The 15676-nt window shown below is 41.1% G+C and carries 17 protein-coding genes and 1 riboswitch; of the genes, 5 read left to right on the top strand and 12 right to left on the bottom strand.

The annotated features are described in order from the left end of the window. Positions 1-11 precede the first annotated feature (11 nt). From P20480_RS07805 to P20480_RS07835, 6 genes are all read right to left on the bottom strand, one after another. Positions 12-803, bottom strand: coding sequence for a thiazole synthase (locus P20480_RS07805; RefSeq protein WP_008130252.1), 792 nt, complete (start codon positions 801-803; stop codon positions 12-14). A gap of 4 nt (positions 804-807) precedes the next feature. Next, the gene (gene thiS, locus P20480_RS07810; RefSeq protein WP_008130250.1) at positions 808-1002 is read right to left on the bottom strand and encodes a sulfur carrier protein ThiS; all 195 of its coding nucleotides are present in this window, start codon (positions 1000-1002) and stop codon (positions 808-810) included. After that, positions 1003-2010 carry an FAD-dependent oxidoreductase gene (locus tag P20480_RS07815; protein ID WP_008130248.1) on the bottom strand — a complete coding sequence of 336 codons (1008 nt, stop codon included), beginning with the start codon at positions 2008-2010 and terminating at the stop codon, positions 1003-1005. A gap of 105 nt (positions 2011-2115) precedes the next feature. Next, on the bottom strand, positions 2116-4068 hold the full coding sequence (gene thiC / locus P20480_RS07820; protein ID WP_008130246.1) for a phosphomethylpyrimidine synthase ThiC: 1953 nt from the start codon (positions 4066-4068) through the stop codon (positions 2116-2118). Between the two features lie 144 nt (positions 4069-4212). Beyond that, positions 4213-4321, bottom strand: a riboswitch (TPP riboswitch). A gap of 100 nt (positions 4322-4421) precedes the next feature. Continuing rightward, positions 4422-4820: an META domain-containing protein gene (locus P20480_RS07830; protein WP_033025531.1), complete on the bottom strand. Its 399-nt coding sequence runs from the start codon at positions 4818-4820 to the stop codon at positions 4422-4424. Positions 4821-4941: 121 nt separating this feature from the next. Next, positions 4942-5346: an acyl-CoA thioesterase gene (locus P20480_RS07835; RefSeq protein ID WP_008130241.1), complete on the bottom strand. Its 405-nt coding sequence runs from the start codon at positions 5344-5346 to the stop codon at positions 4942-4944. 147 nt (positions 5347-5493) lie between these two features. Between P20480_RS07835 and P20480_RS07840 the strand changes: the two genes are divergently transcribed. Continuing rightward, the gene (locus tag P20480_RS07840) at positions 5494-7593 is read left to right on the top strand and encodes a TonB-dependent receptor (RefSeq protein WP_008130239.1); all 2100 of its coding nucleotides are present in this window, start codon (positions 5494-5496) and stop codon (positions 7591-7593) included. 189 nt (positions 7594-7782) lie between these two features. Here P20480_RS07840 and epmA read toward each other — a convergent pair whose 3' ends face one another. Beyond that, a complete protein-coding gene (epmA, locus tag P20480_RS07845; RefSeq protein ID WP_008130237.1) occupies positions 7783-8757 on the bottom strand; it encodes an elongation factor P--(R)-beta-lysine ligase in 975 nt (324 codons plus the stop codon). Between the two features lie 100 nt (positions 8758-8857). Beyond that, entirely contained in the window at positions 8858-9424 is a 567-nt protein-coding gene (gene efp, locus P20480_RS07850) for an elongation factor P (RefSeq protein ID WP_006792061.1), read from the bottom strand. A 41-nt stretch (positions 9425-9465) separates the two neighbouring features. Between efp and epmB the strand changes: the two genes are divergently transcribed. Further along, positions 9466-10479 carry an EF-P beta-lysylation protein EpmB gene (gene epmB, locus P20480_RS07855; RefSeq protein WP_008130235.1) on the top strand — a complete coding sequence of 338 codons (1014 nt, stop codon included), beginning with the start codon at positions 9466-9468 and terminating at the stop codon, positions 10477-10479. An 8-nt stretch (positions 10480-10487) separates the two neighbouring features. On the opposite strand, the gene P20480_RS07860 is transcribed toward epmB, so the two are convergent. Next, positions 10488-10697 carry a hypothetical protein gene (locus tag P20480_RS07860; RefSeq protein WP_006792059.1) on the bottom strand — a complete coding sequence of 70 codons (210 nt, stop codon included), beginning with the start codon at positions 10695-10697 and terminating at the stop codon, positions 10488-10490. Between the two features lie 71 nt (positions 10698-10768). Here P20480_RS07860 and P20480_RS07865 point away from each other — a divergent pair, with 71 nt between their 5' ends. After that, positions 10769-11059 (top strand): hypothetical protein, encoded by a 291-nt coding sequence (locus P20480_RS07865; protein ID WP_008130233.1) that lies wholly within the window; start codon positions 10769-10771, stop codon positions 11057-11059. Positions 11060-11099: 40 nt separating this feature from the next. Here P20480_RS07865 and P20480_RS07870 read toward each other — a convergent pair whose 3' ends face one another. Continuing rightward, positions 11100-11591: a DUF3016 domain-containing protein gene (locus P20480_RS07870; protein WP_008130229.1), complete on the bottom strand. Its 492-nt coding sequence runs from the start codon at positions 11589-11591 to the stop codon at positions 11100-11102. Between the two features lie 271 nt (positions 11592-11862). Here P20480_RS07870 and galE point away from each other — a divergent pair, with 271 nt between their 5' ends. Further along, positions 11863-12879, top strand: coding sequence for a UDP-glucose 4-epimerase GalE (gene galE / locus P20480_RS07875; RefSeq protein ID WP_008130227.1), 1017 nt, complete (start codon positions 11863-11865; stop codon positions 12877-12879). Between the two features lie 44 nt (positions 12880-12923). On the opposite strand, the gene zapE is transcribed toward galE, so the two are convergent. Further along, positions 12924-14033: a cell division protein ZapE gene (gene zapE / locus P20480_RS07880; protein ID WP_008130225.1), complete on the bottom strand. Its 1110-nt coding sequence runs from the start codon at positions 14031-14033 to the stop codon at positions 12924-12926. 59 nt (positions 14034-14092) lie between these two features. Between zapE and rsuA the strand changes: the two genes are divergently transcribed. Further along, positions 14093-14791 (top strand): 16S rRNA pseudouridine(516) synthase RsuA, encoded by a 699-nt coding sequence (gene rsuA / locus P20480_RS07885; RefSeq protein WP_008130223.1) that lies wholly within the window; start codon positions 14093-14095, stop codon positions 14789-14791. 27 nt (positions 14792-14818) lie between these two features. On the opposite strand, the gene P20480_RS07890 is transcribed toward rsuA, so the two are convergent. Beyond that, a complete protein-coding gene (locus P20480_RS07890; protein ID WP_006792053.1) occupies positions 14819-15592 on the bottom strand; it encodes a YggN family protein in 774 nt (257 codons plus the stop codon). Positions 15593-15676 lie beyond the last annotated feature (84 nt).

Raw genomic sequence — 15676 nt, 5'->3', positions numbered from 1 at the left:
ATTTTATTTCCTTACTGCTGATGCCAAAACGGCATGCCCATTGTAGGAGTTGAGGGTGCTGCGAGGTCTTTTTCGGGCATTGCTTTAGCGTTATAAGCAAAGCGCCCTGCCTCAACCGCCGCCTTAAATGCAAGGCTCATAGTTTTTGAGCAACCCGCCCCAGCAATGGCTGAATTTAATAATACAGCATCATACCCTAATTCAAGCGCTTGGCAGGCATGCGACGGTAGACCTAACCCTGCATCCACGATAAGTGTTGTATTTGGTAAGCGCTCACGAATCGTTTTTAAATTGTAACTATTTAACAAGCCTTTTCCTGTGCCTATTGGTGCCCCCCATGGCATAAGCACTTCGCATCCTAGGTCATTTAAACGCTGACAAAGCACTAAATCATCGGTGCAATAAGGCAGTACTTTAAACCCATCGTTAATTAGTATTTCTGTGGCTTCAAGCAAAGCAAATGGATCAGGTTGCAAGTTATAGTCATCACCTATCAGCTCAAGCTTAATCCAATCGGTAGCAAATACTTCACGACACATTTGAGCAAGGGTTACCGCTTCTTTTACGCTGTGACACCCGGCCGTATTGGGCAATATTTTTAAACCCGTATTTTTTATCAATTGCCAAAAGTCATCACCTGCTTCTGCACTTTGCTGGCGCCTTAGTGATACCGTGACAACCCCCGCTCCGGATGCTTCAATTGATTGCGTCATAATATCTGGCGATGGATACAAAGCAGTGCCAATTAGTAATCGGCTATTAATTGCTTCACCATAAATATTTAACGTGTCTTTTACTTGCATGCGCCTACCCACCTTGAATGGGCGATAACAATTCAATGCTATCCCCTTCATTTATAACAAAACCGTTATGCTGACTTTTTGGTATAAATACGCCATTAACAGCCACCGCATAAGGTGCACTTGCTTCATACTCTTTTAATATCTCAAGTAACGCATGAGAGGTTAAATCTAAAAGCTCACCGTTTAACGTAATCTTCATTTAATACTCACCTATGTACGATAGCGCTTGTGCAACAAGAACAGGGGCTAACATATAGCCATGACGATACAAGCCATTAATGCTAATAACATTTCCTGATTTTTTTACTTGCGGTCTGTTGTCACTAAACGCAGGGCGGAGCCCTGTTTGAACCCCTAATAAACGCCCTTCTGCAAACCCACTATGCACCGTGTAAGCTGCCGACAATAGTTCTAGTGTTGAACGTACAGTGGCTGGGCCGCTGTCTTGCGATTCAATTTCAGTTGCACCAATGACATATTCATTATTAGGTTTTGGTGCAATATAAATAGGATACCGCGGATGCATTAATCGCACTGGGCGCGTTAAATTAACTTCTGGTGCATAAAGTCGCGCAACCTCACCTCTTACACCACGAAGCAGTTGCTCCTTTTTTGCCCCCAGCCCTCTGCAATCAATAATAAAATCAAACGGGCGATTATTAATTTCACCATTTTTGATAGTTACCCGCTGATTAAACACAAACTTTACTTTTCGCCTGTTAAGCATGCTGTAGCTTGCTTTATAAAAGGCTTGGTTATCTATTTGCCCTTCACAGGGTAAAAACACACCTTGGCTAAAACGATTCGCAAGTTCTGGCTCTAACTGCGCTATTTTCTGAGCATTTAAAGCCTCAGCATTGTGCCCAGCTATGGGTTTTATTCGCTGGGTAAAGCTTTGTAGGTCGCCTTTATCTTGCTGATGTGCAACCACTAATGTGCCTTGCTGCTGAAAAAACACATTGTGTTCAAGCTCTTCTATTATTTGTGGCCAGCGATTAATCGAATCCAATCCCATTTGCGCTAAATCGGCTTCACACAATACCGACTCAGCCAATGGCGCAAGCATAGCTGCTGCAACTTTGCCTGCGCTATTGAGAGCATGTTCATCATCGGCCTCAAACACACTCACATTGTGCTGCTTACTTAGCTCAAGTGCAGCAAGCCTTCCTGCTAAACCAAATCCAACAATGGCAATATGGTACTGCATAAAAAATCCTTCATTGGCTGGCCGCGAGTCACAAACTACATGCAATCTTGTGCTAAGGTAGCCACCTCATTGCACGTAGATAGATATCCGCAGCCTAAGGTCGAGTTATATCGCTTTGTGATAAATTTCAGAGCCCGTTTGCTTAAACTCCTCTGATTTAGCTTTCATTTGCGCTTCTACATCAATCATTTTAATTTCAATAGCCTCACCCGCGTTATTGGGATCAATACCACGCTCCTCTAAATCGTTAGCGTAATCGCGTACTTCTTGGCTGATTTTCATAGAGCAAAATTTAGGGCCACACATAGAGCAAAAATGAGCTACTTTGCCCGACTCTTGTGGCAGTGTTTCGTCGTGATATTCGCGGGCACGTTCAGGGTCTAAACCAATATTAAATTGGTCATGCCATCTAAACTCAAAACGCGCTTTTGACAAGGCATTATCGCGCTCTTGCGCGCCTGGGTGTCCTTTAGCTAAATCGGCGGCATGCGCTGCAATTTTGTAGGTAATTAAACCTTCTTTGACGTCTTCTTTATTGGGCAAGCCTAAATGCTCTTTTGGCGTTACATAACACAACATAGCACAGCCATACCACGCTATTTGCGCCGCTCCAATACCCGATGTAATGTGGTCGTACCCTGGTGCAATATCGGTTGTTAGTGGGCCTAGAGTATAAAATGGCGCTTCGCCACAATGTTCTAGTTGCTCATCCATATTAGCTTTGATCATATGCATTGGCACATGCCCTGGCCCTTCAATAAATACTTGTACGTCATGCTTCCATGCTATTTGTGTTAGCTCGCCTAATGTACGTAACTCACTAAATTGTGCTTCATCGTTAGCATCAGCAATAGAGCCTGGGCGAAGGCCATCGCCTAATGAAAAACACACATCGTATTGTTTTAAAATTTCACAAATATCTTCAAAGTGCGTGTATAAAAAGTTCTCTTTATGGTGCGCTAAACACCATTTGGCCATAATAGAGCCACCGCGCGATACAATACCTGTAACACGTTTTGCCGTCATAGGTACGTAGCGCAAAAGCACACCGGCATGAATAGTAAAGTAGTCAACGCCCTGCTCTGCTTGTTCAATTAAGGTATCGCGGAATATTTCCCACGTTAAGTCTTCAGCTACACCGTTTACTTTTTCAAGGGCCTGATAAATGGGCACAGTACCAATGGGTACAGGCGAGTTACGTACTACCCACTCACGTGTTTCATGAATATAGCGCCCTGTTGATAAATCCATTACGGTATCGGCGCCCCAACGAGTCGACCACACCATTTTTTCTACTTCTTCTTCAATAGATGAAGTGACCGATGAATTACCTATATTAGCGTTCACTTTAACCAAAAAGTTACGGCCAACAATCATTGGTTCGGTTTCTGGATGATTGATATTGTTAGGTAAAATTGCGCGGCCACGCGCTATTTCGTCACGTACAAATTCAGGGGTTATAAAATCGGGAATACTCGCGCCAAATGACTCGCCCTTATGCTGCGCAGCTAATAACTCTTCGCGAATCTTTGCACGCCCCATATTTTCTCGCACTGCAACGTATTCCATCTCTGGCGTTACAATACCTTGGCGAGCGTAATGCATTTGTGTGACATTTTTGCCCGCTTTACCACGGCGAATTTTTGGTAGGTGATCAAATCGAATATGATCAAGTCCATCATCAGCCATACGCTGCTGTGCAAACTGCGAGGTGACCGAATCGAGTACTTCTGTATCGTTGCGCCCTGCAATCCATTGCTCACGAAATTTTGGTAACCCTTTGCGTACATCTAATTCAAAATTTGGGTCAGTGTACGGGCCCGATGTATCGTAAACACGAAGGGGCTCATTAGATTCATACACCGGATTTTCGTCGGTGCCACCAATAAACGTATCACTGAGTGTTATTTCGCGCATACCCACACGCACGCCTGGCTGGCTACCTTCAACGTACACTTTTTGAGAATTTGGAAATGGCTGCCCTGTTAAATTATAAATATATTCAGATGCAGCTGCGCGCGTTTCGCGACGCGATGATTTATTTGTGGTGTTTGACATGACTTACCTCATAACTAAAGGGTTGTCTTGTCAGATATTCCAAAAGGAATAGAGAAAGATCGTAAAGTAGCTTCATGCCACTTTGCAGCCTATAAAAATGGGTATCGCTTTATTGCACGCATAAAAAAAGACGCACAAGCGTCCCGTTTAAGGCAGCTTGTTCCCTACGCAGGTATTAACCTGATCAGGTTCACGGATCCCGCTTTCGCGATCTCAGCCTAAGCAACATACTTAGGCACTCCGACAAGTATATAAATTGTTCGTTGATTTAATAAACAATCTCATTAAATCTGCGTTGAGTGTACGCCAGTTAAAAAAGACCCGCAAGGGGGCATTTTTTAAAACTCTAAAATTTATTTAGCAACAAATACAAACTTTTGCTCGCCTTGCATAACTAATTTTTGACCTTGCATGCTAAGCGTTGCACCTTGCTTTAACGTTTTTAAAAACTGCTGTTCAAACTTATCTGTTTTTTCGCCGCAAGATTTTCGGGTCATTCCAACTTTTTGCACACTAAGGCTACTTTCGTTAAGTTCACCCTCACCAAAAAATCGGTTACATCCTGCAAATCCATTTACTTGAAGCGCTTCTATAAAGCTAACGGAGGCCGTGTATTGTTCCTCTAAGGCTAAATCATCAATTGTCGATAACTGCCATTGTGTGTACTTTAGCTGCTCACTGGTAACGGTCCCTGTTGATGCGCAACCAACACATAAACCGATTAAAAGCATCGGTATTGCTGCTAATTTCATACTGCTACTAACTCATTGTCTAATTAATGTCATAATAACAATATTTATGCGATTTATCCGTTAAATTTGCATGTTTTAAATGTAATTTTTTGTTCATAAAACGTTATTTATAGAATATGAGTTAGCTTAAATCATTATTGTTGAATAGGGTTTGCATTTCGGGTGGTAAAAAAGGACGCCCTTTTTCGTTCACCGCAGTACCTATTACTTTTGCTTTAAGCATCACTTGCTGGTCGTGTTTACGTACAATAGTTTGCTCAAACGCAAACTTTAATCGACTTAGACGAACGGGCTTTACAGACACATAAAACTCATCTTCTGGCACCAATGAGTGCTTGTAATCAACTTCACTACGAATCACAACTAAATTAACTTTTTGCTTAGCAAGTAATGCAAAGTCAACACCGTTCGAAAATAGGAATTCATGGCGGGCATGTTCTAAATAATTAAAATAAACACTGTTATTAACGATCCCTTGTAAATCGCATTCGTAATGACGTACTTTAAAATCAACTTTAAAAGTCATATTAGTAATCCTAGTTTTTTTACGTATAATCGCTGCGTTATAACACAGGTATAAAAATAATTACTAGGGTCAGTTTGTCTTTTAAGATTAATACTAAAAGGTCAACAGACCCCAGCATAAGCCCCTAAAATGGAGTTAAGTAACAAAATGAACTTACGTTTGTCTTTAATCACTACCGCACTTTTGCCGCTAATGAGTGCCCCTTTTTCAGCTAATGCTGATGATAGCGACATAGAAAAAATAGTGGTCACCGGTGACTTTCAACGAGAAACTATTCAAACTTTAAGTGCCAGTGCAAGTTTACTCAGTGAAGAAGAAATAAGCCTACGTGGTGCAAGTTACTTAGACGAAATATTAGGCAGTGCCGCTAACGTAAACTTCACTGCGGGTGCGTCTCGTGGGCGTTTTATACAAATTCGCGGCGTGGGTTTACGCTCACAATTTGTTGACCCTATTAACCCTTCGGTTGGTTTAGTTATTGACGGCATTAACTACTCCGGCCTTGGTGGCAGTTCATTATTATTTGATATTGACCAAGTAGAAATTTACCGTGGACCACAAGGAACACGCTTTGGTGCAGATGGCATGGCCGGTATGATCCAAATGCAATCAGCTAAAGCAACTAGCGATCCGAGTTTAAAACTGCACTTAGGTGCTGGCACATACAACAGCCATGAAACAGGCCTTGCAGCAAGCACTGGTTTGACCGACGATACAACGGCTCGTGTTAGTTACTTTCGCAGAAAATCTGACGGCTACGTAGACAACTTATACCTGAACGAGTCAACACAAAATCAAGACGAGCAAGTTGCACGCTTTAAGTTAAACTCTCAGCTTACTGAAAACCTAAACACTGAGTTAAATTTTCATTATATTGATATAAACAATGGTTACGATGCCTTTACGCTCGACAACAGCCGCGACAGCGTTGCGGATGAACCAGGTCAAGATAACCAAAAAAGTTACGCGGTAGGTATTGCTAACACTTACACGGGTTTCGATAAATTTGATGTAAGCCTTAATGTTTCAGCAATCGATAGCGAGTTACTTTATAGCTACGATGAAGACTGGGTTTGTAATGATATTAACGAGCCGCAACTTTGTGCTGCAGGCTTACACCCTTGGGGTTACAGCTCTACTGATATTTACAATCGCGATCGCGATGATCAATCAGCTAACTTACAGTTTAACGATAAAACCGATAACTGGGTTGCGGGTCTTTATTATCAAAACCGCGATGTTGATTTAGAGCGCCAATACACATGGCTTGCAAGCCCATTTGCCTCTACTTATGAAACCAGCAATATTGCATTGTATGGTCAAGTAGCAACCCCTATTGGCCCAAAAACCACTTTAATAACAGGCCTACGTGTTGAGCAATACCAAGGTGATTACACCGACAGTAACGGTTTTATACAAGAAACCGACGATGTTATGCTCGGTGGTAAAGTCGCGCTTGAGTATCAAGTAATAGATCGCACTATGATCTACGCAAGTATTACGCGCGGTTACAAAGCCGGTGGTATTAACTCTGAAGCGCTTGCAAAAGCAAAAGATGAAGGCTTAAACCTAGACGCTAACTTTTTTCAACAACACACCAGCTTCGACCCTGAATACTTATGGAGCGGTGAGTTTGGCGTTAAAGGATCATCACTCGATGACGCTTTAACACTTCGCCTAGCGGCATTTTATATGCACCGCGACGACATACAGTTAAAAGCATGGCAAGTTGAAGGCCAGCAGTTTACAGGCTACGTTGATAACGCAAGCTCTGGTAGTAACTACGGCCTTGAAATTGAAGGTAACTACCGACTCACCGACAACCTATTATTAACCGGTAGCGCTGGTTACTTAGACACAGAAATAGATAACTTTGTAACGCAATCTGGTTTAAACCAAGATGGCCGTGAACAAGCACAATCGCCTAAGTACCAATATGCATTTACTGCACGCTACAATTTTACCAACGCTTTTTATGCCATGGTGGGTATTGAAGGGAAAGACGATTACTATTTCTCAGACAGCCATAACTCTAAAGCGCCTAACAGCAACTTAGTTAACTTAAGCTTTGGTTACGACGCTGACATGTGGTCAGTTCGTGCATGGGCACGCAACGTGTTTGATGAAGCTGTGCCGACGCGTGGCTTTGAGTTCGGGAACGACCCACTTGATGGCTACGAAACGCATACCTACACACAATTAGGTGAGCCAAGAGTAGCAGGTATAACATTTACGTTAGAGCTGTAAGTTGTCAGTTAAAGATTAGAAAACACCGCGCTTAATTAAAGCGCGGTGTTTTTATTTAAGACATCAAGCTTGCTCACGTGAGAAGCAACGCCTCTAATGACTTTAATTTAAGTACAATCGATATAATCAAACAACCTTTCAAAACCTTGCTTTAACGCGCCAGCAAGCTGTGCGCTTACAGGGCAAGTATCAGGCTCTATCTACATCAAAGGCAATTACATCTTTAATTTTGTCTTTGTTAGTTGCTAGCATTACCAGCCTATCAATCCCCAATGCTACACCTGAACATTGCGGTAAACCGTGTTCCAATGCAGCAATTAAGCGCGAATCCATCGGAACTTGTTTTAAACCGTGCGCTTCACGATACTGGTTATCTTCATCAAAGCGTTTAGCTTGTTCAATTGCGTTGGTTAGCTCGTTAAAGCCATTCGCAAGCTCCATATTTTTATAATAGAGTTCAAAACGACCAGCGACTCGCTCATCGTGTTCACAAATTTGCGCTAATGCCGCTTGTGAGGCAGGAAAGTGATAGACAAAACAGGGTTTAGTTTGCCCAATGCTCGGTTCTACTTTCATACAAAATAACAGCTGTAGCAAGGTATCTTTATGAGTTTCGTTTTTAGCTATGTCAGCAAAGCCGTGCTCACAAGCATGCGCCTTTAGTTGATCTAAAGATGCTGTCAGTGGATCCAGGCCTAATACTTGTTTAAATGCATCCTGATAAGTAATACGCGTTGCTGACTCCACATTAAGTACGCACTGCATTAGCTCATCCATTTCATCCATCAATGCAAATTCGTCAAACCCAGGACGATACCACTCAAGCATCGTGAACTCAGGGTTATGATGACTGCCCGCCTCTTCATTTCTAAATGCTTTGCAAAGCTGAAAAATAGAACCTGAACCGGCCGCTAACAAGCGTTTCATTGCAAACTCGGGGGATGTTTGTAAATAAAGAGGCAAACCACCAGCATGCCCGGGGCCCATAAATGAAGTATTAAAACTTGCCAAGTGAACATCAGTGACACTAGCAGCACTTAAGCTCGGTGTTTCTACTTCCATTACATCTCGTACGTAAAAAAATTCACGAATTGTGCGTAAAATTTCTGCGCGTTGTTTTAATGTTTTTATATTTGCGCTGGGCGCCCAAAGTGTTGCTGACATATTTTCTCCAAAAAAAATCCCAGCATAGGCTGGGATTTATACCAATTCGCTTAGGTCGTGTTGCTCTTTGCGAATTGGTATTATTAAGCTACGTTAAATATTACTTAACACGGCCTACGTACTCACCACTGCGTGTGTCTACTTTAATTACTTCGCCAATTTGAACGAATAATGGAACACGAACTACTGCACCCGTGCTAAGCGTTGCTGGTTTACCACCCGTGCCCGCTGTATCACCTTTTAGGCCAGGATCTGTTTCAGTGATCTCAAGCTCTACAAAGTTTGGTGGAGTAACTGCAATTGGGCTGCCATTCCATAGTGTGATAGTACATACATCGTTTTCAACTAACCATTTGCCAGCATCGCCTAAAGCTTTCTCGTCAGCAGCAATTTGCTCAAATGTTTCGTTATTCATGAAATGCCAAAATTCACCGTCTGTGTAAAGATACGCTAAGTCCGTATCCATAACATCAGCACCTTCAACCGATTCACCTGATTTAAAGGTTTTTTCAAGTACCTTGCCAGAAATAAGCTTGCGGATACGAACACGGTTAAACGCTTGGCCTTTACCAGGTTTTACCATTTCATTTTCTAAGATACTGCAAGGCTCGCCGTCCATCATAATTTTTAGGCCGCCCTTGAACTCGTTGGTGCTATAATTCGCCATCGTTTCCTCTATTTTAATTTTTTCGAGTAATCTACGTACCAATGATACAAAGAAATGAAGCAAATTTGCATAAAAACTGGCAAAAAGAATTAGCAAATGTAGTTACCTGTCCAAAAACCTTGCTTGAAATGGTTGGTTTATCGAGCCAAGTCCATGAAAACGACCTAAAAGCTCGCAGTTTATTTCCGGTACGGGTGCCAGTGCCCTTTATAAAAAAAATGCGCAAAGGTGATGCAAACGATCCTCTATTGCTGCAAGTTATGCCTCGTCATCAAGAGTTTTTAAAAAAATCGGGGTTTAATAAAGATCCCTTGCTTGAGCAAGACAACGATCAACCCGGGATTTTACATAAGTATAAATCGCGTGTTTTAGTTATGTTTAAAACCGGTTGCGCGGTAAATTGTCGGTATTGTTTTAGACGTCATTTTCCATATCAAGAAAACCAACTTAATAAAAAAAGCCTGCTAGATGCTCTTTGCTATATAAAATCAGATACCAATATAAACGAAGTGATCTTAAGTGGTGGCGACCCGCTTATGGCCAAAGACGATGCCATTAGTTGGTTTTTAGATGAGCTTGAAAAATTACCACAAATAAAACGTATGCGAATACACAGCCGTTTGCCTGTGGTAATACCTGCGAGAATTACCGACGAGCTATGTGCCCGCTTACAAAAATCACCGCTAAAAATTGTATTTATAAACCATATAAATCACGCCAACGAAATAGATGATGAGTTTAAAGACGCAATGCAAAAGCTTAAACATGCAGGCGTTATGCTATTAAATCAAGCGGTTATTTTAAAAGACGTGAACGATACGGTTGACGCACAAATAAATTTAAGTGAAGCGTTATTTGATGCCGACGTGCTGCCGTATTATTTGTATTTGCTAGATAAAGTTGAAGGCGCAAGTCACTTTGATATTAACGAAGAGCAAGCAATAAAAATAATGGCAGAGCTTTTAAAAGCTCTGCCCGGATTTTTAGTGCCTAAACTAGTAAGAGAAATAGGCGGTCAAAAAAGTAAGACCCCTATCGACCTCAAACTTATTTAGGGCGACATTTAAACGTATACGTTTATGTTATTACCAAGTGTTGCAGTCACCGATTTAGCCGGTGTTTGCGCACTTGATGATTGCGCAGCACCTTCAATTAGTGCAAGCGCAGCTGCGCCGTCTGCCTGTTGCTGTTTTTTAGCCAAAGAAGCGCTGTAAACTTCACCACTTTCGCTAGCCCCTGACATAACGGGTAAACTTGAACCTGATATATTCATATTACTAACCTGACTTTTAAATGTAATCCACGTATTATATCGGCCATGCAGTACAAAGCTTTAGGAAAACCATGGATTCTATAATTGAACAACTCAACGCTAACTTAAAAATTGTTTATCGTCAGGCACTTGATGCCGACAAAAAACTAGACGAATTACAACAACAAGGCCATGGTAAATTTAAAGCCTTATTTGGAAAAGACGCTGGTTTTGACTTTGAAGCAAAGCGTTTCAAACCCTATGTACTAGACGTTGCAGCCGACGTAGAAAGTTTATCAACCGATGGCTTTAACGAAGAAAAGTTAAAAACAACCGTCATTAAATTACAACAGTTACTCACTTTACTTGCCACGTTTAAATAACCAAAGTTAATCACTTGCCGCTCTTAAGCGGCAAATTAACTCAATCAATACTTGTTAATACTTGTTCGCCAAACCACTGTGTGAGTAATCTTTTTTCGTGGTCAAATGACTCCTCTCGGCCTCTTCTTATTCTATCCATAAAGCCCATGTCTTTGAGTTCAACATCATTTGCTTCACTTATTACATCCCCTTCTTTATTAACTAACGAATAGTTCAGGTTAATACGTGGGAAAAAAATAGGTTCAACAACGCGAATTTCACTTGTGCCACTAAAACGTACATCACCAGCTAAATCAATATCTGTAATTTCGACATTTAGCTTATAATCTTTTGGCAGTTGCTCAGCAAGCTTGGAGAAATGTTTTTCAAACTGCTTCGTAATTTGCTTATGGTAAGACGCTTTAGTTTGGTTTGATGCACGCACATCGCGATAGTCTTTAAAGTCATGCCACTTAACTGCAGACTCGCCAGCATGTGTAAATAGTGGCAATACAACACACAGTGCCATCGAAATTTTTGTAACTGAGTTCATAGCTATCTCCAAAAAGTAATCCATAACACAATGTATATGGTGTGACTTTGTTGCTTACCTTAATTAAATAATCCTAACAGATATATATTAACTATAACTTAATCATAGTTGTTAAATGTAATTATAAACGAACAAAATGTAATCTGATGTACCTTTTAAAACTACTTTAAACCATCTTATTTGCAAACTAAAAATTAAATATAAAGCATGTAAACTATGCCATTTTATGTTGAAATTAAAACAACTGAATAAAGAACCCTACGGAGCTTTCATGACTATTTTAGTAACCGGTGGCGCAGGCTATATTGGCTCGCATACCGTTTTAGAACTTTTGCAACAAGGAAGTGATGTTGTTGTTATCGATAATTTAGCAAATTCATCGCAAGAGTCCCTGGCTCGCGTTAAACAAATTACGGACAAAGAAGTAACTTTTTATCAAGGTGACATACTCGATAAAGCTTTTTTAGATTCAGTATTTGCAAAGCATACGGTTAACAGTGTTATTCATTTTGCAGGCTTAAAGTCGGTTGGCGAATCGGTTGCTAAACCAGTAGAGTATTACCAAAATAATGTGCAAGGCACGTTAACCTTAGTTGATGCTATGCGAGATGCGGGCGTATTTAAATTAGTATTTAGCTCATCAGCCACCGTTTACGGCGACCCGGCAAGTTTACCTATTAAAGAAGACTTTCCTGTTGGTGGCACAACTAACCCATACGGTACCTCAAAATTGATGGTAGAAATGATGCTCCAGGATATTGCTAAATCTGACGAGCGCTTTGCGTTTGCTATTTTGCGTTACTTTAATCCAGTAGGTGCTCACGAATCGGGCCTAATTGGTGAAGATCCTAATGGCATTCCTAATAATTTATTACCATTCATTGCTCAGGTAGCAGTGGGCAAACTCAAGCAGTTAGCCGTATTTGGTGATGATTACGACACCATTGATGGCACAGGCGTACGCGACTACATTCACGTTGTAGATTTAGCCATTGGCCACTTAAAAGCGCTTGATAAAATAGCTACAAATACGGGTGCACTTGTATATAACCTTGGCACTGGTAATGGCTATTCTGTTCTGCAAATGGTTAATGCATTTATTAAAGCAAGTAACCAAGCAGTACCATACCAAGTATCACCTCGTCGCCCTGGCGATATTGCTGCATGTTACGCCGCACCAGAAAAAGCCCTTAATGAGCTGGGCTGGGAAGCTAAACGCGGAATTGATGCCATGATGCAAGATACATGGCGCTGGCAGTCAAACAATCCAAATGGCTACAGTAAGTAAAGTAATTAGATATGCGCTTAGCCATAAACCGTTAAGCGCGTTTTTTACCAATTTTGCATTTCTACTAGCCGCGATTGCGTTCGCGCATATTCAAAGCTTAGCTTTTTACCCACATATAAATGCTCTATATTTACCTGAGCATTTATAATCAGTAATTTTTGACAGTCATAAAATTCATCCACTAATGCAATAAAGCGCCGAGCCTCGTCGTCTAAAGTGTGCTCTTCAAGCGTTTGCTTTTCCCGCTGGTAGCTATCTTCTATTCCATGCACAATCGTTTTACCCGTTGCGGTTTCACCCATTTTAGGCACATTATTAACGTACAATACATCAAACTGGGATGCTAAAAACATATAGTCGTTTGCACTACGTGGGCCTGAACATAAAGCCATAAAATCAATGATTACGGCTCTAGGCGCTTTTAATTGGTAGCTAAGTTTACGGCCGTGAATCGTAATTACATCTGAAAAAGTAACCTGTGAATTCGCTTGCACAAAAATAGCTTTAAAATCATCACTCGGTAAGTTGATATAATAGTGGCGGTTATTTTTACCGTATCTAAAGCGATGATCCTCCTCACCGGCCACATTGACTATGTGGCAGTGGTTGTTAATTAAATCGATAGTAGGTAAAAATCGCGTGCGTTGCAGGCCGTTGCTATAAAGCAGTTCTGGTTTTGCATTAGAGGTAGCCACCAGCACTAAACCTTGCTCAAACATCGCTTTAAACAATCTAGCCATAATCATGGCATCGCCAATGTCGCTGACAAAAAACTCATCAAAACATAATACTTTAATGTTTTTAGCCCATTTTTTCGCTATCAATGTAAGCGGATTAGCGTGGCCTTGTAGCTCAGCTAATTGGCTATGAACATGTGCTATAAAATGATGAAAGTGAAGTCGCTGTTTTTTTACCACTGGCACATTGTTATAAAATAAATCCATTAACATTGATTTACCGCGCCCTACCGGCCCATACAAATAAACTCCGTTTATATTTGGTGTTTTTTGCCACCATTTTACCGGTGTCTGAAGTTGTAGGCTTAAGGTATTTAATGCCATAACCGCACGTTGCTGGGCAGCATCGTACGTCAGCTCACCAGAGGCCACTTTGGCCTTATATAGGTTTAAAATTAGTGTGCTGTGCACTGTCATGGTATTTCACTATCGGCTATAATCGCGCCCATTGTAGCCGACTAAAAATGTGAACCAAAATGAAATTCCCTTGCCGTTTAGATAAATTTATTAGCCATTTAGCAGAAGTACCGCGCACGCAAGCTCGCGCCAGTATTAAGCGTAAAGAAGTAAGCGTAAATGGTGAGGTGATCACAGCACATAACTTTCAGTTAGCAAAAGAAGATGCCGTATTACATAACGGTGAGCCATTAGTATTTTTAGGTAAACGTTACTTTATGCTAAATAAGCCTGTTGGTTATGTGTGCGCAAATAGTGACGACTTACACAAAACAGTTTTTGACTTACTTGATGAGCCAAATATGAGTGACTTTCACGTAGCAGGTCGATTAGATATAGACACAACAGGCTTAGTTATTATCACTAACGATGGCGACTGGTCACATAAAATTACCTCACCACGCAGTAATAAATTTAAAACATACCTAGTTGAAACCCAAGAACCAATTACCGACGAAGCGCTTGAGCAATTACGCGAAGGCGTTATGCTACACAATGAAAAAGATGCCACCCGCCCTGCTATTGCTGAGCGCTTAGCTAACTACGGTTTACGCTTATCAATTAGTGAAGGAAAGTACCATCAGGTAAAGCGCATGCTTTACGCCGTTGATAACAAAGTGGTTGAATTACACCGTGAGCAAATTGCGGGTATTAAGTTAGATGAAAACTTAGCGCCAGGCGAATACCGCTTGTTAACCGAGAATGAGATAAAACTATAGGACGGTCTGATCACTAACCACTTTCCCTTACGATTTAATTTGCACTAAATCAAAGTCTGCCATGCCCGGTACAATCGCTTGTAAGCGAGATTCGGTGACATCTAAGGTGTTGAGGTATTCGCAATATTCTGACGCTTTTAGCTCTAATTGGTCTGCTTTTTTTTGCAATGACTTATCAATCTCTTTCGTGATGATATCCATGCGTTGACCCATATCGTTAATGCGATCCTCAATATTGCCTTCACGCGATTTAAACGCATCCCCTAAAGACACTAAAATAGCACCTAACGAGCCATGAACCGCCGAGTGGATTTTTTGGCTTATTTCTTTTGTAAAAAAGTCATCAATTTGAGAAAGTGATTGAGGAGCTATAAAAAAAAAGTCGTCGCCTCGCTTAAACTTATCCATCAACGCGCGTTCTACGTATTGCAGTTGGGTTTTAAGTACTTCAGGCTCTTTATCCGACATGCCCTCAACCACCTGCTCAATAGCACTCAGCCCTAAATTAACACCGTCGGTGGCTAAATTTACAAGCTCAGGTACTGTTTGGCGAATGCCTTGGCTAAATTGCTCCAGTACTTTGCTTTCATCTTCACCTAAATCGACCCAATAGCCACGAATAAAGAGCTGGGTATTGTTGTTAATTTGTACTCGTGTTTGGCCTTTATCAACAATTCGTATTACGTCATCGGTAATAATTAGACCATGTCTGAGTTCAACATCACACGGTTTTTGAGCAAAGGCAGCGGTACTTGAAAGTGCAATGGACAGCGATAAAATCGCACGAGATAAAAACGCCATATACACCTCAAAAAGACAAAAAATGGAAGGCAAGTAGGTTAACAAAAAACCAATTTTATGCAAGAAAAAACAGCGCTTGATACT

Origin of the sequence: Pseudoalteromonas sp. BSi20480, assembly GCF_000241365.1 — a bacterium.
GTDB classification, from domain to species: domain Bacteria; phylum Pseudomonadota; class Gammaproteobacteria; order Enterobacterales; family Alteromonadaceae; genus Pseudoalteromonas; species Pseudoalteromonas marina.
Note: the sequence above shows the minus strand (reverse complement) of the source record. Positions and strands in the feature narration are given on the sequence as shown.